The sequence below is a fragment of the Nonomuraea sp. NPDC050680 genome (assembly GCF_040654555.1).
In the GTDB taxonomy this organism is placed as follows: domain Bacteria; phylum Actinomycetota; class Actinomycetes; order Streptosporangiales; family Streptosporangiaceae; genus Nonomuraea.
Window position 1 is genome coordinate 1,031,706 of record NZ_JBFAIF010000002.1, and the last position, 19,616, is coordinate 1,051,321.

18 protein-coding genes are annotated in these 19,616 nt (G+C 70.0%); 7 read left to right on the forward strand and 11 right to left on the reverse strand.

The features are described from left to right. Positions 1 to 3: 3 nt before the first annotated feature. From AB0H88_RS10985 to AB0H88_RS10995, 3 genes are all read right to left on the reverse strand, one after another. On the reverse strand, positions 4 to 1,233 hold the full coding sequence (locus AB0H88_RS10985; RefSeq protein WP_357643108.1) for a cytochrome P450: 1,230 nt from the start codon (positions 1,231 to 1,233) through the stop codon (positions 4 to 6). Between the two features lie 35 nt (positions 1,234 to 1,268). Next, positions 1,269 to 2,885, reverse strand: coding sequence for an FAD-dependent oxidoreductase (locus tag AB0H88_RS10990; RefSeq protein WP_357643109.1), 1,617 nt, complete (start codon positions 2,883 to 2,885; stop codon positions 1,269 to 1,271). Positions 2,886 to 2,995: 110 nt separating this feature from the next. Then, complete coding sequence (locus AB0H88_RS10995) at positions 2,996 to 3,676, reverse strand: hypothetical protein (RefSeq protein WP_357643110.1); 681 nt, start codon at positions 3,674 to 3,676, stop codon at positions 2,996 to 2,998. 125 nt (positions 3,677 to 3,801) lie between these two features. On the opposite strand from AB0H88_RS10995, the gene AB0H88_RS11000 reads away from it, so the two are divergent. After that, positions 3,802 to 5,475, forward strand: a complete 1,674-nt coding sequence (locus AB0H88_RS11000; RefSeq protein ID WP_357643111.1) for an SMI1/KNR4 family protein — start codon at positions 3,802 to 3,804, stop codon at positions 5,473 to 5,475. 24 nt (positions 5,476 to 5,499) lie between these two features. Here AB0H88_RS11000 and AB0H88_RS11005 read toward each other — a convergent pair whose 3' ends face one another. Beyond that, the gene (locus tag AB0H88_RS11005; protein ID WP_357643112.1) at positions 5,500 to 6,399 is read right to left on the reverse strand and encodes a hypothetical protein; all 900 of its coding nucleotides are present in this window, start codon (positions 6,397 to 6,399) and stop codon (positions 5,500 to 5,502) included. A 107-nt stretch (positions 6,400 to 6,506) separates the two neighbouring features. After that, entirely contained in the window at positions 6,507 to 7,292 is a 786-nt protein-coding gene (locus tag AB0H88_RS11010) for a DeoR/GlpR family DNA-binding transcription regulator (protein ID WP_357643113.1), read from the reverse strand. A 97-nt stretch (positions 7,293 to 7,389) separates the two neighbouring features. Here AB0H88_RS11010 and AB0H88_RS11015 point away from each other — a divergent pair, with 97 nt between their 5' ends. Continuing rightward, positions 7,390 to 9,321, forward strand: coding sequence for a DUF5107 domain-containing protein (locus AB0H88_RS11015; protein WP_357643114.1), 1,932 nt, complete (start codon positions 7,390 to 7,392; stop codon positions 9,319 to 9,321). Here the strand turns inward: AB0H88_RS11015 and AB0H88_RS11020 are convergent. Together AB0H88_RS11020 and glgC are read right to left on the reverse strand one after the other, a co-directional pair. After that, a complete protein-coding gene (locus AB0H88_RS11020) occupies positions 9,308 to 9,745 on the reverse strand; it encodes a hypothetical protein (RefSeq protein ID WP_357643115.1) in 438 nt (145 codons plus the stop codon). The genes AB0H88_RS11015 and AB0H88_RS11020 overlap by 14 nt on opposite strands. A 226-nt stretch (positions 9,746 to 9,971) precedes the next feature. After that, positions 9,972 to 11,207, reverse strand: coding sequence for a glucose-1-phosphate adenylyltransferase (gene glgC, locus AB0H88_RS11025; RefSeq protein WP_357643116.1), 1,236 nt, complete (start codon positions 11,205 to 11,207; stop codon positions 9,972 to 9,974). 153 nt (positions 11,208 to 11,360) lie between these two features. On the opposite strand from glgC, the gene glgA reads away from it, so the two are divergent. Then, positions 11,361 to 12,536: a glycogen synthase gene (glgA, locus tag AB0H88_RS11030; RefSeq protein WP_357643117.1), complete on the forward strand. Its 1,176-nt coding sequence runs from the start codon at positions 11,361 to 11,363 to the stop codon at positions 12,534 to 12,536. A 56-nt stretch (positions 12,537 to 12,592) separates the two neighbouring features. On the opposite strand, the gene AB0H88_RS11035 is transcribed toward glgA, so the two are convergent. From AB0H88_RS11035 to AB0H88_RS11050, 4 genes are all read right to left on the reverse strand, one after another. Next, on the reverse strand, positions 12,593 to 13,942 hold the full coding sequence (locus AB0H88_RS11035) for a hypothetical protein (protein ID WP_357643118.1): 1,350 nt from the start codon (positions 13,940 to 13,942) through the stop codon (positions 12,593 to 12,595). A gap of 79 nt (positions 13,943 to 14,021) precedes the next feature. Next, positions 14,022 to 14,390 (reverse strand): PH domain-containing protein, encoded by a 369-nt coding sequence (locus AB0H88_RS11040; RefSeq protein ID WP_214638874.1) that lies wholly within the window; start codon positions 14,388 to 14,390, stop codon positions 14,022 to 14,024. A gap of 152 nt (positions 14,391 to 14,542) precedes the next feature. Beyond that, a complete protein-coding gene (locus AB0H88_RS11045) occupies positions 14,543 to 15,025 on the reverse strand; it encodes an OsmC family protein (RefSeq protein ID WP_357643119.1) in 483 nt (160 codons plus the stop codon). Between the two features lie 79 nt (positions 15,026 to 15,104). Then, positions 15,105 to 15,512: a nitroreductase family deazaflavin-dependent oxidoreductase gene (locus AB0H88_RS11050; protein WP_357643120.1), complete on the reverse strand. Its 408-nt coding sequence runs from the start codon at positions 15,510 to 15,512 to the stop codon at positions 15,105 to 15,107. 144 nt (positions 15,513 to 15,656) lie between these two features. On the opposite strand from AB0H88_RS11050, the gene AB0H88_RS11055 reads away from it, so the two are divergent. Genes AB0H88_RS11055 through AB0H88_RS11070 form a run of 4 tightly spaced genes read left to right on the forward strand, consistent with a single transcriptional unit; the run spans position 15,657 to position 19,613 of the window. After that, positions 15,657 to 16,655: a LacI family DNA-binding transcriptional regulator gene (locus AB0H88_RS11055; RefSeq protein ID WP_357643121.1), complete on the forward strand. Its 999-nt coding sequence runs from the start codon at positions 15,657 to 15,659 to the stop codon at positions 16,653 to 16,655. Continuing rightward, positions 16,652 to 17,914, forward strand: a complete 1,263-nt coding sequence (locus AB0H88_RS11060; RefSeq protein ID WP_357643122.1) for a sugar ABC transporter substrate-binding protein — start codon at positions 16,652 to 16,654, stop codon at positions 17,912 to 17,914. Before AB0H88_RS11055 ends, AB0H88_RS11060 begins: the two co-directional genes overlap by 4 nt. A 2-nt stretch (positions 17,915 to 17,916) precedes the next feature. Continuing rightward, the gene (locus AB0H88_RS11065) at positions 17,917 to 18,795 is read left to right on the forward strand and encodes a sugar ABC transporter permease (protein ID WP_357643123.1); all 879 of its coding nucleotides are present in this window, start codon (positions 17,917 to 17,919) and stop codon (positions 18,793 to 18,795) included. Next, positions 18,792 to 19,613: a carbohydrate ABC transporter permease gene (locus tag AB0H88_RS11070; protein ID WP_357643124.1), complete on the forward strand. Its 822-nt coding sequence runs from the start codon at positions 18,792 to 18,794 to the stop codon at positions 19,611 to 19,613. The genes AB0H88_RS11065 and AB0H88_RS11070 overlap by 4 nt, the downstream gene beginning before the upstream one ends. The last annotated feature ends 3 nt before the right edge of the window (positions 19,614 to 19,616 follow it).

The window sequence follows — 19,616 nt, forward strand, 5'->3', positions numbered from 1 at the left end:
GGGCTATGTGGCCGGCAGTTCGCTGTACGGGTTGACGCCGTCGTACTGGATCTCCAGGTGGCGCGGCCCCCGCAGGGTGGAACTGGGGCGGTAGGGCGGCGGGTCGGTGACGAGGCGCGGGTTCACCAGCCGCCGCGCGAGCTCGCGCAGCGCGGTCTGGGCTTCCAGCCGCGCCAGCGGAGCGCCGAAGCAGTGGTGGACGCCACCGCCGAAGCCCAGGTGCTGGATGTAGGGACGGTCGGGGTCGAAGTGGTCGGGATCGCGCAGGTGCGCGGGGTCGCGGCTGCCCGAGGCGAGCGCGAGGATGATGGGGGAGCCCTTGGGGATGGTGACACCCGCGATGGGGATGTCGTCGAGGGCGACCCGGTTGGGCAGGAAGTGCACCGGCGGCTCGTAGCGCAGCAGCTCCTCGATGGTGTGGATGGCCAGGTCCGGCTCCTTGCGCAGCCGTTCGAGCAGCCACGGGTTGCGCAGCATGGTGAGCATGCCGTTGCTGATGAGGTTGACCGTGGTCTCGTGGCCGGCGATCAGCAGCAGCGCGCCGGTCCCGATCACCTCGTGCTGCGACATCGTCCCGTCGGGGCCCTCGTCGGTGATCAACCCGGACAGGATGTCGTCGCCCGGGTTCGCGCGGTGGGCCTCGGTCAGCTCGGACAGGTACTCGCCCAGTGTGAGCAGCGTGGCCTGGCGTCGCTTGATCCGCTCCGCCATGTCGCCCTCACCGGGGCCGAGGTTCTCCACGAGCTCGTCCGCCCATTGGTGGAAGCGGGGTTCGTCCTCCAGCGGCACGCCGAGCAGGCGGCAGATCACCGTGACCGGGAACGGGTAGGCGAAGTCGTCGACGATGTCGGCCTGTGTCCGGTCCGCGAGGCCGTCGATCAGCTCCGTCACGATCTGGAGCAGCTCGCCGCGCAGGCTGTCGACTTTGCGCGGTGAATGCGGCGGCCCGAAATGACGCATCGTCAGCCGCCGGAGCCGGTCGTGCTCGGGCGGATCGGTGGAGATGAAGGAGGGCAGCTGCCCCCCGCCGAGGGACGGATCAGCGAGGTTACGGCGATCGGAGCTGACCCGCGGGTCGTGCAGCAGCGCCACGATCTCCTCGTAGGTGCTGACGACGTAGCTGCCGTCCTCCTGCCGCGCGACAGGCGTCTTGCGCAGCTCGGCGTACAGCGGATACGGGTCGGCCCGGTTGGAGAACTGGAGAATCTGCTGGTAGCTGCTTGCCGGCTCCACGAAGTGCCTCCCTTGACGCGTGGTTCGAGTTGGTCTTACCGCTGAGGTCGTACGAGCGTGACGCGGCGTTCGCCCGGATCGTGGCCGGTCACCACCACGGTCGCTCCTTCGGCGGGCTTGATCCGCTCCGGCACCTCGGCCGGCACGGGCCGTGATCCGTCGCGCCGGTCGACCATGCGGAAGTCAGGTGGGAACGGCGCGGCCTGCTCGATCAGGTTCCGGTAGAAGTCCAGCCACATCGCGTGGTCGAAGGTGACCGCGGCGGTGATCCTGCCCCGGTAGCCGTAGACGGCGACGAACCGGCGCTCGGCCAGCGAGCCCTGCGCGATCACGAGCTCGTCGGCGAAGCTCGGCACGCCGACCGACTTGATGTTGACGCCGAACTGGTTGGACCAGAAGACCGGCAGTGACAGATGCGGCCAGCGATGCGCCTGGTCGCTGATCATGTTGTGGGCCGCGACCTCGGCTTGGGCGACGGCGTTGCCCCAATGCTCCAGCGCGAGGAACTGGTAGTGGTAGACCGGATGCGGGAAGCGGGCCACGTCACCGGCGACGAACACGTTGTCGGTGACCAGGCCGTTGACGTCGAAGGCCCGGCAGCCCGCGTCGGTGGCGATCCCCCACACCCCGGCCGCCAGCCCGGAGCCCTCCAGCCATTCGATGTTGCGGACCGCGCCGAGCGCGACCACCGCCACGTCGGCCTCCACGGTGCTGCCGTCGGACAGCCGGGCGCCGCGCAGCCGTCCCTCCGCGTCCCCTTCCAGCGCTGTCACCGTGACCTCGCAGCGCAGGTCCACACCGGCCGCGCGCTGCAGGTCCGCCGCGACCGCGCCGATCACGTTGCCCAGCGCGCCGCGCAGCGGAACGGGCCCGTGTTCGACGAGGGTCACCGGCAGGCCCATATCGTGGCAGACCGAGGCCACCTCCGACCCGGTGAATCCGCCCCCGATGACCAGCACCCTGCTGACGCCGGCCGCCAGTCGCTGCCGCAGGCGCCTGGCCTCGTCGAGCGTGCGCAGGACGTACACGCCGTCGAGCGCGGCCTCCGGCTCCTTCGGCCACGGCCGGGCCCGCGCGCCGGTGGCGATCAGGACCTTGTCGAAGCCGATCTCCCCGCCGTCGGCGAGCCGTACCTTCTGGGCGGACAGGTCCAGCCCGGTCGCCCGGGTCTCCGGCAGCCAGGTGACATCGACCTCGCGAAGCTGGGGGAGCAGGGTACGTTCGGCGGGTACCTTGCCGGTCAGGACCTGCTTGGACAGCGGTGGCCGGTCGTACGGCTGGTGCGGCTCGTCCCCGATCAGGGTCAGCGAGCCGGTGAAGCCGTCTCTGCGCAGCACTCCGGCGGCCCGCCCGCCGGCCAGGGAGGCGCCGACGATGACGATGCGGCCGTCGCGCTTGAACGCCTCGCCGTCGCCCGTGGGGGAGGGGCCCAGCTCCGGCCGCATGGTTCTGTGCTGGGTGGTCATCCGGTCGAGGTGAATGGCCTGCACCGGGCAGGCCGCCGCCGCCTGGAGCACCCGCTCGCGCTGGTCGTCGTCCGGGCCGGTGTCGTACATGAGCGCTTCCTGGCCGGGCATCGAGAACACGTCCGGCGCCAGGAAGACACACTGCCCGTAGCCCTGACAGCGCGTGAGATCAACGACAACTCGCACAGTGACACTTCCCTCGCCGACACTTCCCCGTCGGGCTGGGCGGCCACCTGCCGCCGAGTCGCCCTCTCCACGACCTACCCGACGCCACATAGCTGACATGACGCCAAGAGTCATTTGTTGGGCAGGGCTGCGGAGATCATCCGGGAATGGGCGGTGATCAGGAAGCAGCCCACGATCAGGACCCAGACCGGGAAGATGATCTCCGACCAGGCGATGTGGCTGACGACCAGGAGGAGCACCAGCCCGACGAGGTAGCCGAGCCACGACAGCCACCGGGGGAAGATGCCGAGGCGCGTCATGATGGTCGTGGCCGTCAGGGTGAACACCGCGGCCATGCGCGGCGCGTACTCGGTCAGCAGGGACAGGGCGAGGTTGCGCCCGTAGTGCCAGAAGGCCATGGGCTGGGACAGGTCCCGCATCGTGCCGATCGTGGTCAGAAAGGCGTCCGCCGCCGCGCCGAAGACGAAGAGCGTGGCCACGAACAGCAGGCCGGCGCCGAGGAAGACGGTCGCGAAGAACCGGTCCTCCCGCGCCCCGATGGAGTCGCGTACGGCGCCCATGAACCACAGGAAGAAGATCCCTCCGAACGGCAGCAGGACCAGCGCCACCCGCAGCGCGTGCTGGCCGGTGGTGTCGGCGAGATAGGCGGCCGCGTCGATCGGCTGGTCGGGCACCGCGCTGCGCACCAGGATCATGGCGCCGCCCAGCGGCAGGGCGGCGAGGATCCCGGCGGCTCCCGCGGCGCGCGGCGTCCGCAACGCCTTCGCCGGCGATCCGGCAATGCCCTGCATGGAGCCCTTCCTCCCACAGCACCGAAGCCTGTACAGCCTGTACGACGCTACGTGTCCAGTGGATACGCTCGGTAATCATCGTGCGTGGTACAAAACGGGCGCGTCGCGATGGTTAGGTGTGTCCTGTGACCCATGATCGTGATTCCGAGATCGCCGATGTGCTCCGTACGATGGCCGAGAAGATCGCGGCCGGAGCGCCCGCGGGGTGGCGGCGGGCCGAGCTGCAGGGGTTCGCGACTGGTCCGGACGGGTCCGGCTACCGCGGGCTGAGCATCGAGCCGGGCGAGGCGGATGACATCGACCTGCACGCGGAGATGTGCGAGATCTATGCCCTGGCCGGGGCGAGTGGCGACCACCTCGCCATCGAGTTGGTGGTCGAGGCCAAGGGCCGGTTCGAGGCGGTGGTCAGCGAGTCGCTGGACCGCATGGATCACAGCGAGCACGGCTTCCTGTACGTCCTGGATCGGGGGGTGCTGCCGCCCGAGCCCGCGGAGTTCCAGAGGGGCCGGCCGGATGCCGCCCCGGCGGGAGATCCGAAGGAGGCCGTCGCGCTGCTCGGCGCGTACTTACGCGAGCGTGACCGGGTCCTGGGCGGTCCCGGCACGGACAAGTACGCCCCGCCCCCCGCGCTCCCCGAAGCCCGCCGCGCCTGGCTGGAGGCCCAGCTCCGGGTCCGGTACGGCGTGACGCTCCCCGAGGACCTGCGCGCCCTCTACTCGCTGGTCGACGGCGACGGCGGCGAGGGCCTCCTGGACCGGCACCCCTGGTTCGGCCTCGAACTGCTGGAAGAACAGAGCCGCCCGGAGAACCGCTGGTGGGCGGCCGGCCGTAGCTGGAGCCACCAGCCGCTCATCACCGGCGTGGGCCCCTCGCTGGCGATGCGACGGGCGTCGGACCACCCGTGCTGGATCCCGTTCGCCACCAGCACCGGCGGCGACTTCCTGGCGGTGGACCTGGCGCCCGGCCCGGACGGGCGGCCGGGTCAGGTCATCCGGATGGGCACCCACCACGACGAAGGCCCTGTCTATGTCGCCGACTCCGTGACCAGCCTGCTGCGGCGGCATGTCACCGCTCTGGAGGCCGGTGCCTACGCGGTCGAGCACGGCGAGTTGTGGATCGACCTCGGCGACATGAAGGAGCCGAGCCGGCACGCCCACGAGAAGACCCGCTCGCTGACGGTCGCCGGTCCCGACGCGGCCTCCATCCGGGGCTGGGAGCCGCGCATCCAGCGCCTGTCGGTGATCAACGCCCCCTGGGTCGACTTCGGGCCCGTGCGCGGAGCGCCGGCGCTGTGGCAGGTGATGGTGGACAACTGCCCCGGCGCGGACCTGACCCCGCTGCGCGACACTCCGGTGGAACTGCTCGACCTGGCCATGGACGGGATCGACCTGGCGCCGTTGGCGGGCCACGCCACGCTGCGGTCGCTGACCCTGCGCACAGAGCGGCCCGTGGACCTGACGCCGCTGCTGTCATGCCCGCGGTTGTACGCGCTGGACCTGTCCCGCGCCGCCATAGGCGACATCGGCGTGGTGCGCGAGCTGAAGAGCCTGCTCTACCTCAACCTGCGCCGGGGGCAGTGGGCGGAGCTGTGGGAGCGGGGCGGTCACCCGGCGGGGCTGGCGGCCGCCGGGCTGGCCGCCGAGCCGCGCCGGGAGAAGACCTGGTGGTGGTCGGTCGACCGGGCCTACCACGCCCGCGAACCGTCACTGAAGACGGCGGTCAGGTGGGCGAGCGACCTGGCCGGCGAGGCGGCGGACGTACGCGTCTTCGCGGGCCGCTTCCCCCGGCGGCGGCGCTGAGACCCGCCGCGCACCCGCCGAGCGTCAGCCCCGGGTGGAGATCAGCCGCAGGGCGAGGTCGTGCTGCTGCTGTGACGGCGGACGGGTCCACGTGATGCCGGGGCGTCGCTCGGTGAGCATCCGGGCCAGGGCGGCGGACATGACGTCCACGGGCTGGGCGTGCGGCATGCGCGGACGAAGCTCCCGGTAGTCGGCGAGCACTCGGCCGTAGTCGTACATCAGCGTGTTGGTGAAGCGGCTCTGCTCGCCGTCGGCGCGCTCGAGCCCCGCGACGAACTCGGGCTCCGGCTCCTCGATGACCGCCTTGTAGACGTCCAGGCGGTTGCGGATCTCGCCGGGCGAGGTGTGGCTGTGCGCTTCGTCGTACATTCTCCGCACATGCGCCGGCACCTCGGTGAGGACCGTGAGCATGCCGTAGCCGGAGTCCTCGTCGCCATAGCCGCCGACACCCCCGTCGACGCCCTGTGCGTGCGTGGCCATGCTCATCTCGCGGGTGAAGTCGTACTTGTCCAGGCCGTCGACGGGCTCCTGGATCCACTCGTCGTCGAGGTAGAGCACACCGTCGATCTCCGCCTCCGCGGCGCGGCCGATCAGGTGCCGTACGGCGCCCGCCGGATCCGCGAGCGCCCCCGGGCCCATCGCGGCGAACTGCTCGGTGAGGAGGAACAGTGAGACCATCATCTGCGGGTTGTAGACGTGCAGCGCCCCCGCCTCCCGGTGCGGGAAGACGGTCCGCTCCTCGTCATAGGCCTCCAGCCCCGCCATGAACGCCCGCTCCTGCTCCTCGGTGAGGACGAGCTCCCAGGCCCACGTACGCTCGACGTGGAACTTGTAGAAGTCCTCACCTCTGAGCGGGTCGCGGAACTTCCACCACAGCGCGACGCCGACGATCAGCGCGACGAGCACCCCGAGCGCGATTAACATCCAAATCCCCCATTTCCTGACTTTTCCCGTTTCCTGGCGTCAAGCGCAGAGCGGGAAGCCTAGCGGTGAGGGTCCGCCAGAGCACCGGAAACGATCAAATGCAGGTCCTAGACCCGGATGACCCGGATGCCCGCCTCCGCGAACCCGGCGGTCAGCTCCGGCGCGGCGGCCGAGTCCGTCACCAGGACGTTGATCCTGCTCAGCGGGCAGACCAGGGCGAACGCCCGGCGGCCCAGCTTCGAGCTGTCGGCCACCGCGATCACCTGGCGGGCCTTCGTGGCCATCAGCCGGTTGACGGCCGCCTCACCCTCGCCATGCGCGCTGGCGCCGTGCTTCACGTCGAGCGCGTCGACGCCCAGCACCACCACGTCGAGCGCGACGTCGGCCAGCATGCCCGTCGCCACCGGGCCCACCAGCTCGTACGACTCGGCGCGGGCGGAGCCGCCCGTGGTGACCACGTGCAGATGCGGCCGCACGGCCAGCTCGTGGGCGATGTTCAGGGCATTGGTCACCACGGTGAACGCCGGGCCGCGGCGCCCGGAGGGCGGGTCGGGGCGGTTGGCCAGCACCCTGGCCACCTCCGTCGTCGTGGTGCCGCCGTTGAGCCCGACCGTCGCCCCCACCGGCACCAGGGCCGCCGCCGCGGCGGCGATGCGCTGGTTGTCCGGCGCGTGCTGGGCGACCTTGTAGCGCTGCGGCAGGTCGTAGGAGACGCTGTGCGCGATGACGCCGCCCCTGGTCCTGGTCAGCAACTGCTGGTCGGCGAGTTCGTCGAAGTCGCGCCTGATCGTGGCCGCGGACACGCCGAGTTTGCGCGCCGTCTCCGACACGTTCAGGCGGCCGGCCTCGGCGACGAGCTCTAACAGCATGTTCCAGCGTTCGTACCGGTTCACCGTCCAATCATGCCCGAAACCCGGCGGAAGCTCTTATCAGACGGTTTTATGGAAAAATACTCGCCAAATGCTACGGACATCTACAGTCGTGCTCCCCGTGTCCCCGCTGGGCCCGGAGAACCCGCTGCCGCCGCTGCGCACGCTCCCCGATCCACGTGGCGGGCTGAGGACGGCCGCCGCCGACGCCGAGATGGCGGCCCAACTGGCTTACGGGCACGCCGACTCGCTCCTGCCGTACACCTTCCAGGACGGTTACGGCCGCGAGCGGGAGGAGCGGGAGCTGAAGACGGCGGTGCTGGAGAACGAGCTGCTGCGCGCGGAGTTCCTGCTGGAGTACGGCGGGCGGCTGCGCTCGCTGGTGCACCTGCCGACCGGGCGCGAGCTCCTGCACAAGCCGCCCCACCTGCAGCTGGCCAACCTCGGGCTGCGCAACGCGTGGTTCGCGGGGGGCGTGGAGTGGAACCTCGGCACGTTCGGGCACACCGCTCTTGCCTGCGCGCCCATCCACGCCGTACGGGTGGCGGGGCCCGACGGGGTGCCGGTGCTGCGGATGTACGAGTGGGAACGGATGCGGCGGCTGGTCTACCAGCTCGATGTCCACCTGCCGCCCGGGTCCCCGGTGCTCCTGGTACACGTCCGGATCTATAACCCTTCGGGGGTGGATGCTCCGGTCTACTGGTGGTCGAACGCGGCGGTGCCGCAGACGCCGGGCAGCCGGGTGCTGGCGCCCGCGCGCCAGGCGTACCACTTCTCCTACGACGGGATGCTGCGCCGGGTGCCGGTGCCGCGCTGGCGCGAGGCCGACCAGTCCTATCCGGCCCGCAACGAGCAGGCCGCCGACTTCTTCTACGAACTGCTGCGCGGCGAACGCCGCTGGATCGCCGCCCTCGACGCGGACGGCGACGGGCTCGCGCAGGTCTCCACCGACCTGCTGCGCGGCCGCAAGCACTTCCGCTGGGGCACCGGCGCGGCGGGCCGCAACTGGCAGGACTGGCTGTCCGGCCCCGACCGGCCGTACCTGGAGATCCAGGCGGGCCTCACCCGCACCCAGCTGGAGCACGTACGTCTGCCCGCGCGCTCGGCCCTGTCCTGGACCGAGGCGTACGGTCTGCTCCAGGCCGACCCCGCGCGGGCTCACGGTGCGTGGCACGACGCGCTCGACCACGTGGGCCCGGCCGTGGACCGGCTGATCTCCCGTGACCGGCTCCAGGCGGCGCACGAGCGGGCCGCAGGGCTGGCCTCGGCGGTGCCCGTGGAGGTCCTGCACGTCGGCAGCGGCTGGGGCGCGCTGGAGCGCCGGGCCCTGGCCAAGCGGCGCAGCCGGGCGCTCAACCTGCCGGGCACACCGTTCGCCGACTGGACGATCGGGCGCGACCAGCAGTCGTGGCTCGCCCTGGTGCGCAAGGGCTCGATCCCCACGCCCGCCCCGGCCCTGCCGCCGTCCTCCTACACCGTCGGTCCCGAGTGGCGGGCGCTGCTGGAGAAGTCGGTCGAGGAGTCGGGCGGCACCTGGTTCACCCTGCTCCACCTGGGCGTGAACCTCTACCACGACGGCGACCACGACGGCGCCCGGGCCGCCTGGGAACGCTCGCTGGCCTGCGCCGAGAACGCGTGGGCCCTGCGCAACCTGGCCGTCCTCGCCCCGTCGCGCGCCGCGGACCTGTATGAGCGGGCCCACGCGCTGTCGCCGCGGCTGCGCCCCCTCACCATCGAGACCCTGGTCGCCCTGCTCGCCGCCGACCGCCCGGACGGAGCGCTGGTACTGATCGACAAGCTCGGCCCCAAGGATCGCTGGCACGGCCGGATCCGCCTGCTGGAGTGCCGCGCGGCCCTGGACGCGGGTGATGTCGGGCGGGCCGGGCGGGTGCTGGAGACGGGACTGGTGGTGGACGACCTGCGAGAGGGGGAGGACACGCTGGACGAGCTCTGGTGGGACTATCACGAACGGCTCAATCCGACGGGGCGGGCGCGGGTGCGGTCGGAGCATCCACTGCCCTGCCGGTATGACTACAGCGTCAAGCAGTATTAGCGGCGAAGACCTCGTCGAGGGTCGTCGCGGTGGCGGCTCGGTCGATCCACTCTTCTATTTGGTCGAGGTCGGTGCATCGGATGATGCGGTCGTGGGTGTCTTGGGGGACGCTGATGCCGCGCGCTTTGAGTATCTTGAGCACAGCGATGGCCTCGCCCTCGGCCTTTCCTTTGCCGAAGTGCTCTTTGGCGAAGGGGCTGTATACCGGCCATGCGGTAGACGACATGATCTCCTCCATGATGCGCCGAGCGGCGAGTGAAGCTAGTCGGTATCCGTATTCATAATACTGCGGAGAGTGATTATCGGGGAGCTTGTTCAGGGCTGTGATGAAGGCCTCCGTCACGGCTCTCTGCTCGCCGTGCATCATGACCGACATCGCGGCCAGTTCAAGGCAGTCCACGGCTTCGGACGGATCGGTGATCACAGGAATCCGGTCCGGGCCGACGACGCTGGGCCGCAGGACGTAGCCGGGCAGGTTGGTGACGATCGGTTTCGCCGCCCACTCGGCGACGAGGATGGCATGCCACGGAACGTTAATAGTTGTTTACTATGCGTGCCCGAGCGTTGATCAATTCCGTCGTGATGGGCGTGGCGGGGCCGAGCACGCCAGGACGCTGGTCGACCGGTTGCTCAGCCTGCCCAGGTGAGGGTCAGCGGTCGACGATCTCGTTCTTGCCGATGACCACGATCCCACCCCTGGTCAGGGCGAAGCGGGTGCGGTCGTAGTCCAGGTCGAAGCCGATCCGCGCCCCGTCGGGGATGACCACGTTCTTGTCGATGATCGCCTTGCGGACGATCGCGCCCCTGCCGACCTTGACGTTGTCCATCAGCACCGAGTCCTCGACCAGCGAGTGCGAGTGCAGCACGACCCTGGGCGACAGGATCGACCTGTTCGCCGTGCCGCCGGACACGATCACGCCCGGTGACACGAGCGAGTCGAGTGCCCGGCCCACCCGGTCGCCGTCGTTGTGCACGAACTTGGCCGGCGGCAGCGGGTCGTGGCCGGTGTGGATCGGCCACTTGTCGTTGTAGAGGTTGAAGATCGGGTGCGCCGAGATGAGGTCCATGTGCGCCTCGTAGTAGGCGTCGAGCGTGCCCACGTCGCGCCAGTAGCCGCGGTCGCGCTCGCTCGAACCGGGCACCACGTTGTTCGCGAAGTCGTAGACGTCCGCCCCGCCGGACTTGACGAGCATCGGGATGATGTTCCCGCCCAGGTCGTGCTTGCTCGTGGGGTCGAGGGCGTCCTCCCGCAGCGCGTCGATCATCGCCTGGGTCTTGAACACGTAGTTGCCCATCGAGGCGTACACCTCGTCGGGGGAGTCGGCGAGCCCCACCGCGTCCTTCGGCTTCTCCCGGAAGGCGACGATCCGCCGCCCCTGAGGGTCGGTCTCGATGACGCCGAACTGGTCGGCCAGCGATATCGGCTGCCGGATCGCCGCCACCGTCACGTCCGCGCCGGAGTCCTCGTGCTGCTCGACCATCTGCCGCGGGTCCATACGGTAGATGTGGTCGGCGCCGAACACGATCACGTGCTCGGGCATCTCGTCGTAGATCAGGTTCAGGTTCTGGAACAGCGCGTCCGCCGAGCCGGAGAACCACCGCGGGCCGAGCCGCTGCTGGGCGGGCACCGGGGTCACGTAGTTGCCGAGCATCGCCGTCAGCCGCCACGTGCGCGAGATGTGGCGGTCGAGACTGTGATTCTTGTACTGGGTCAGTACGACGATCTGCAGGTATCCGCCGTTGGCGAGGTTGGACAGCACGAAGTCGATGAGCCGATACATCCCGCCGAACGGCACGGCCGGTTTGGCCCGATCCGCCGTGAGCGGCATGAGCCGCTTTCCCTCTCCACCTGCCAGTACGACCGCAAGAACCCTCCTGGACCTCATATCCGTGACGCTACCCTCAAAATGCCGATCTATCGACGAAACGCCCGCCGAACGTGATTCGTGCCTGGGACTCCCGGAAGATGACGTCCGACCGGCCCCCGCCACGGCTTGTCTGGCTGTGCCCGACGGCCCGGGGGATCGTAAGGTCGTGTCATGCGCGTTGATCTGCTCACCCGGGAGTACCCGCCGGATGTGTACGGCGGTGCCGGGGTGCACATGGAATATCTGGCCAGACAGCTGCGGCGGCTGGCCGAGGTCCGGGTGCGGTGCTTCGGGGCCGCGCGGGACGAGCCGGGTGTCTCCGCCTACCAGGTGCCCGCCGGGCTCGCCGAAGCCAACGCGGCCCTGCAGGTGCTCGGGGTGGATCTGGAGATGGCCGCCGCGTGCGAAGGCGCCGGGGTGGTCCACTCACACACCTGGTACGCGAACTTCGCCGGGCACGTCGCCAAGATGCTGCACGGCATCCCGCACGTCGTCACCACTCACAGCCTCGAACCGCTCCGGCCGTGGAAGGCCGAGCAACTGGGCGGCGGCTACACCGTCTCCTCCTGGGCGGAGCGGACCGCCCTGGCCGGCGCCGACGCGGTCATCGCGGTCTCGGAGGGGATGCGGCGCGACGTACTCCTCGCCTATCCCGAGATCCCGCACGAGCGGGTGAGTGTCATCCACAACGGCATCGACACCGCCCAATACGCGCCCGACCGTAACGACGACGTACTGAAGAAGCACGGTGTGGACCCGGCCCGGCCGTACGTCATCTTCGTCGGGCGCATCACCCGGCAGAAGGGGCTGGTCCACCTCCTGCACGCGGCGCGGTCCTTCGACGCCGGCGCGCAGATCGTGCTCTGCGCGGGCGCGCCCGACACGCCGGAGATCGAGGCCGAGGTGACCAGCCTGGTGCGGGAGCTCGGCCGGGAACGCGACGGGGTGATCTGGATCTCCGAGATGCTGCCCAAGCCGGAGGTGATCCAGCTGCTGACGCACGCGTCGGTGTTCGTGTGCCCGTCGGTGTACGAGCCGATGGGGATCGTGAACCTGGAGGCCATGGCCTGCGAGACGGCCGTGGTGGCGACGGCGACCGGCGGCATTCCCGAGGTGGTGGCCGGTGGGGAGACCGGGCTACTGGTGCCGATCGACCAGGGGATCGACGGGACGCCGCACGATCCGGAGCGGTTCGCCGCCGACTTCGCCGAGCGGGTCAACGTGCTGCTGGGGGATCCGGCGCGGGCCGCGGCGATGGGGGTGGCCGGGCGGGCCAGGGCCGTCGAGCACTTCTCGTGGGAACGCATCGCGCACCGGACCATGGAGCTCTACACCTCGCTGACCTGACTTGAGGCGAGTGGGCTCAGCGGGGCGCCTGGGTGGGTGCCCGTGAGCGGGCGAGGTCAGCGGGTGCGCCAAAGTACGGCGCGGGTCAGGCCCTTCTCGGGGTTGGAGGAGCCGGCCGCGTAGACCTGGCTCGTGCCGGGGCGCTGGGCGAGGGCGTCGATCACGCCGTCGAGAGCCTGCGACGTCCAGCGTCCGCGGCTGAGGTGCAGCAGTCGCGACCCCATCGAGTCGAGCACCCACATCCCGTCCTGGCCGTCCGGCTCGGCCTGGGTGAACGTCGACCCGAGCGCGCCCCACCGGCACTGCCACTGGCCGCCGTCCCAGTGCAGGGCGACCGGGCGGGAGCGCTCCAGCGGCTCGTTGTCCTTGGTGAACTCGCCGGGCACCAGCCACGACACCCCGCCGACCACCCACACGTCGGCCGGGCCGAGCACCACGACGTCGTTGAGCCGGCCGCGCGGGGACTCCGCCTTGGCCGGCGGGCCGAGCGCGGGCACGCCGACCCGTTGCCACGCCTCGCCGTCCCAGCGGGCCGCCGGTCCCTGGTCGATCAGCGGACCGCTGACCGTCCACACGTCGCCGCCGCGCTTGCCGCCGCCGCTGTTCCCCGAACCGCCGCCGCTCCCGCTGCCGCCGCCCACCGCGCCGGCCGGGGCCGGGAGGTCGTGGTGCTGCCAGGTGGAGCCGGTCCACCACAGCGCCGACGTGCCGCTGACCGCCCACGCGCCGCGCGCCGCGGTGCCGCCCGCGCCGAAGGTGTCGCCGAGCCGGCCGGTGAGCCGCCGCGCCGCCCACGTGTCGTTCTGGAACGCGCCGACGAGCCCGGTTCTGCCGTCCGCCAGGCCGAACACCCACGCGCTGGCGGCCGAGGTCGCGCTGAGCGCGGTCACCTGAACGCTCGGCAGCGGGTACGACTTCCACCCCTTGCCGTCCCACCGCCGCAGGCCCGCGAAGGCCGTCTCCACGGACTCGGCCGTCAAACGCTGGGTGAGGTGGGTGGCCCATACGGCGCCGTCGCGGCCCACGGCGAGGTCGCGCAGCTGGCCGTACCCCTCGTCGGTGGACACGACGCGCCAGCCGGAGGTGGCCTTCGTGGCGCGGATGTCGTCGGTGTCCGCCGGGGGCTGGGCGCAGGCGGCGGGCGTGGCGGGGAGCGCGGGCCGCCCACCCCCTTGCACCGGCACCGGCACCGGCGAGAGCGACGTGCCGGGGGTCGCCGTGCCAGGGGTGCCCGGGGTCGCCGTGCCGGGACGTGTGGTGGTGGCGGCGCCCGTGCCCGGGACCTGGGTCGCCGTCGGTGGGGTCGAGGTGCAGGCGGCGACCACCAGCACCGTCAGGCCCGCCGTACAGACGCGTGCGACTCGGCCCGCCCAGCCCGCCGTACAGACGCGTGCGACTCGGCTCACCCAGCCCGCCCCCTTCGCGTGACCCCGTGATTTCCGCAGGATAGGCCAGTCCGGGCCGCCGCGCCCCTTACGGAATCGGTTAGGTTCGCGATATGTGATGCAAGATCACGTTATGTACGTGGTGCGCCTTGTTGTCGCCGCGGAAGTCGACTTCGTAGGTGTGCGTCCCGACGTGAATGGCGATCGCGCCCGAGGAGAAGAACCCGCCGGCGAACGACTTGTTGCTCACCACGCTCACCGCGGAGATCTTGCTGTAGGGGATGCTGGTGATCGCGACGCGCTTGCCGACGAACGACTTGTCCTGCACGATGACCCGCCGATCGGTCAGCCCGAGGAACCCGGTCCCGGCGCCGATGGCGTCGTACACCGCGATGATCTGCTCGCCCGGCATCAGCCCGCTCTCGATCTGCTTGAGCTGTTCTTTCCTGTCATAGGGGATGTCAGCCATGTCTGGGCAACGAAAAGGCAAGCGACAGCGTTCCGCGGGCGCCAATTGGGTCTTTTAGCCGCTGGGGTTCGGGGTCACCCTGAACGCACAGGAGGCCTGACATCTCGCATCCACTCGGAGTAAGTCGCCCAGGCGGCTCGCCATCAGGTCGACTATCCCTTCAGGCAGTCGAGGATCGTCGGCTTGTGGTGGATCGGGAAGTTCGTGGAGTTGGCGATGAAGCAGAGCTTGTTGGCCTCGGCGTGCAACTCCAGGGCCTTGGCGTGCAGGCTCGGCGTGGTGATCATGACCGTGGGGCGCAGGGTGACCTCGGAGAAGCGGCCGCCGCCGCTGCCGGCGTCCACGACCATGGTGCCCTCCGGCTCGTCGACGTAGGAGGTCACGACGATGCCGTTGACCGAGCACAGGTGGAGGTACCACAGCATGTGGCACTGCGACAGCGACGCCACCAGCAGCTCCTCCGGGTTCCAGCGGGCCGGGTCGCCGCGGAACCCGGGGTCGGCCGAGCCGGGCACGGCGGGTTTGCCCTCGGCCGCCACCTCGTGCTCGCGGCTGTAGGACCGGTAGCCGGAGGTGCCCTCACCGAGATTGCCGGTCCAGGTGACGGTGACGCTGTAGTGGTGTTCGCTGCTCATGGGTACATCATCTGTCACTCATGTCCCAGGCGGACCGCCCGCCCCGCCGTACGACGTCCGGCCGGGGCGGTCTCAGCGGTCAGCCGGTGATGGGGTCGAGGACGACGATCGGGATCTTCCGGTCGGTCTTCTGCTGGTAGTTGTCGTAGTCGGGCCAGGTGGCGGCCATCAGCCGCCACAGTTCGGGCCGTTCCTCGTCGGTGGCCGTGCGGGCACGTGCCTTGAACTTCTCGGCCTTCACCTGCACCCCGACCTCGGGATTGGCCTCCAGGTTCTTGTACCACTCCGGATGGTCCGGGTCGCCGCCCTTGGAGGCGACGACGACGCAGACGCCTCCGTGCTTCTGGTAAATGAGCGGCGTCGTGTACGACTTGCCGGACTTACGGCCCTTGGTGGTGAGAAGGAGGGTCGTGGTGTTGTTCCAGTCGTGTCCCTCGGCGCCGTCGGTCTCCTGATAGCGCTGGACGTGTTCCTTGCCATAGAGCATGCCTTCCGCCTACCCCATATCGGCGTAACCGCACCGTTACCGGACGGGGTCTGTACGAGATGTTGACACGCCTGACAGACTGCCTTTCTGTAAGCGCTTACACAGCTGATTGTGGAAGCGCTTACAGGAAGAGGAGCAGCCTGGATGGACGTGACGATCTACGAGGTGGCGCGGCGCGCGGGCGTGTCGATCGCGACCGTGTCGCGTACGCTGCGGGGCACCGGGCCGGTCGCGCCCAAGACGCGCGAGAAGGTGCTGAAGGCGGTCGAGGAGCTCCGCTTCACGCCCAGCCGTCTCGGCGTCAGCCTGGCCGAGGGCCGCCACGCCGCCAACGGCATCGTCTTCCCCAACCTCGCGGGCCCGTACTACACCGAGGTGCTTCTCGGCTATGAGGAGGTGGCCTCCGAGCTGGGCCGGTCGGTGGTGATCCTGTCCACCAAGGGGCGTAGCCGCGTGCACGACCTCGTCAAGGATCTGGCGGGGCGGGTGGACGGACTGATGGTGTTCGGCCACACGGTTCCGGACGACTTGGTCGCCGAGCTGGTCCGGATGCGGATGCCGCTCGTGTTCGTCTCCCGCGAGCCGCTCGCCGGGGCCGACACGCTGCGCAGCGAAAACACCGCCTCCGCCCGCGCGCTGGCCGAGCACCTGCTGGGGCACGGCTACCGGCGGTTCGCCTTCCTCGGCGCGCCGATCGCGACGGGTGACGACGTGGACGAGCGCTGGCAGGGGGTCAGGTCCGTCCTCGGCGCCGCGATCGAGGCGGTGCCCACAGAGCACTACACCGTCGAGTGCGGCTACCAGGCCGCCAAGGCCCTGCTGCGCGCCCCGGCACGGCCCGAGGCGATCGTCTGCTCCGACGACGAGGTGGCGCTGGGCGCCCTGCTCGCGGCGGAGGAGCTCGGGCTGGCCGTACCCGATGAGCTGGCCGTGACCGGGTGGGACGACATCATGGCCGCCCGCCACGCCCGCCCGGCGCTGACCACCATCCGCCAGCCGACGCGCGAGCTGGGCGCGCGCGCCGCGCGGGCGCTCGACGAGCTGATCACCGGCGCCCGCGACACCCCGAAGCATCTCGTCCTGCCCACCGAGCTGATGCTGCGCGCCAGCTGCGGTCACCACCCCCAGGAGGAAACCAAGTGAACCCCTCGACCCGGCGCTCCGCCGCCGGTCTGCTCACTCTCGCGATACTGATCACCGGCTGCGGGCGCGGTGCCGACAAGGCGCCCGAGAAGGCGCAGGACGTCAAGACCGGCGCGGCCGCCGGCGAGATCACGGTCTGGGGGATCGGTGAGGAGGGCAAGGCGCTCGGCGCGTTCGCCAAGGACTTCGAGACCGCCAACCCGGGCGTCAAGGTGAACGTGACGGCGATGGGCTGGGACGTCGCCCACGACAAGATCACCTCGGCCATCGCGGGCAGCGCCACCCCCGACATCAGCATGATCGGCTCCACCTGGGCGGGTGAGCTGTCCAAGACCGGCGTGCTGGACCCCACGCCCGGCAACCTCATCGACAAGGCCGCGTTCTTCCCCGGAGCGTGGCAGACCGTGGACGTGAACGGCACCGCGTACGGGGTGCCGTGGTACGTCGAGACCCGCGTCCTGTACTACCGCACGGACCAGGCCGAGAAGGCGGGCGTCAAGCCGCCGTCCACGTGGGCCGAGCTCAAGACCTTCGCCAAGGCGCTGAAGGAGAAGGGCGGCGCCAAGAAGGGCTTCAACCAGGGCTACACCGAGGGCTCCTGGCAGGAGCTGGTGCCGCTGATCTGGCAGGCCGGCGGCGAGATCGTCAAGGACGGCAGGTACACCTTCGACACCCCCGAGGCGGTGACCGCGCTCAAGCAGTACGCCTCGCTCTTCCAGGAGAAGCTGGCCCCGAACGACACCGCCAAGGGCGCCTTCCCGCAGAACTTCATCAAGGGCGAGGTCGGCGGCTTCTTCTCGGGCCCCTGGATGGTCGGCGTGCTGAACAACGACGGCGGCGCGGACTTCAAGGACAAGTTCGACGTAGCGCCCTATCCGAAGGGCCCGGTCTCGGCCACCAGCTTCGTCGGCGGCTCCGATCTGGTCGTCTTCAAGCAGGCCAAGAACCGCGACGCCTCCTGGAAGTTCATCCAGTGGCTCACCGACCCCAAGGTGCAGGCCAGGTGGTACACCACGGTGAAGGCCCTGCCCAGCGTCCAGTCGGCCTGGCAGGAGCCGGAGCTGGCCTCGGACAAGCAGCTCGCGGTCTTCGGCGAGCAGCTCAAGGACGCCAAGACACCGCCGCCGTATCCGACCTGGGAGCAGGTGGCGAAGGTGTTCGAGACCGAGCTGGAGAAACTGGCGCTCGGTAAGCAGACGCCGCAGCAGACGGCCAAGGCCATCCAGGCGCAGGCCGACACGGTCGGCACCGGCCTGTAGTGATGGCGCTGCTTCGCAGGGGCGGGCTCGGCTGGGTGTTCGTGCTGCCGTTCGTGCTCATGTTCGTGGTGTTCTATCTCGGGCCGCTGCTGGCCGGGCTGGGCATGAGCTTCACCGACATGCGCAGCACAGACGTCGCCGACCCGCTGGCCGTAGACCCGGTGGGCGTCGAGAACTACCTCAGGCTGGCCGGCGACGAGGCGATGCGCAAGGCGGCGCTGAACACCGCGATCTTCGTGGTCACCGGGCTGCCGCTGACCATCGGGCTCGGCCTGGCCGCCGCCGTCGCGCTGAACTCCGGCATCGCCCGGCTGCCCGCCGCCTTCTTCCGGCTCGGCTACTACCTGCCGCACATCACCAGCATCATCGGTGTCGCGGTCGCCTGGAAGTTCCTGCTGGAGCCGGAGGCGGGCCTGGTCAACCGGCTGCTGGGGCTGGCCGGCCTTCCTGGGGCCGCCTGGCTGCAGGATCAGGCCACCGCGCTGCCGTCGATCATCGTGATGACGGCCTGGCGGAGCTTCGGGTTCGACATGGTGGTCTTCCTCGCGGCGCTGCAGGGGATCCCTCGGGAGCTGTACGAGGCGGCGGAGGTGGACGGGGCCGGGCGGTGGAAGCGGTTCAGGTCGGTCACGCTGCCGCAGTTGCGGCCGGTGATCCTGTTCTGCACCGTCTACAGCTCGACCGGGTTCCTGCAGTTCCTGGAGGAGCCGCTGATCATGACCGGTGGCGGGCCGCTGAACTCCACGCTGTCGGCCTCGTTGGCCATCTTCAAGCAGTTCGGCGTGGGCAACTACGGCTACGCGGGGGCCGCCGCGACCGTGCTGTTCACGGTGATCATCGCGCTGGCCGTACTCCAGCTGAGGATCGGGAGGGCGCGGTGAGGCGGACCCGCAGGCAGAATCTGATCACCTACCTCGGGCTGAGCGTCGGGCTGCTGCTGGTCGTCGGGCCGTTCTTGTGGGCGGGGCTCAGCTCGCTCAAGCCGGAGGCGGAGATCCGGCGCGACCCGCCGACGTTCTGGCCCGAGACGTTCACGCTGGACAACTACACCGAACTGCTGCAGCGGGTGCATCTCGGGCAGGCCTTCGCGAACAGCGTGTTCGTCGCGCTGGTGATCGTCGCCGGCAACCTGCTCTTCTCCTCGATGGTCGGCTACGGGTTCGCCAAGATGCGCTTTCGTGGCAGGAACGCCGTCTTCGGGCTGGTGCTGGTGCAGATGGCGGTGCCGGCGATCGTGCTGATGATCCCGCAGTTCGTGCTGATCGCGAAGCTCGGCATGGTCAACACCTTTCTCGGCATCATCCTGCCGGGGCTGATCACGCCGCTGGGCGTGTTCATGATGCGGCAGTTCATCGCGGAGCTGCCCGACGAGCTCATCCACGCGGCGCGGGTGGACGGGGCGGGGGAGTTTCGGATCTTCTTCAGGATCGTGCTGCCGCTCTGCAAGCCCGCGATGGCCACCCTGGGCCTGATCACCTTTCTCGGATCATGGAACAACTTCCTCTGGCCGGCCGTGGTGGCGCAGTCGGAGGACGTCTACACGCTGCCCGTGGCCCTGAACATCCTCAACAGCCACGAGGGCACTCACTACAACCTGCTCATCGCCGGGGCGATGATCGTGGTCGCGCCGATCCTCGTCCTGTTCGTCTTCCTGCAGCGCTTCTTCATCCAGGGCATCGCCACGTCCGGACTCAAGTAGCTC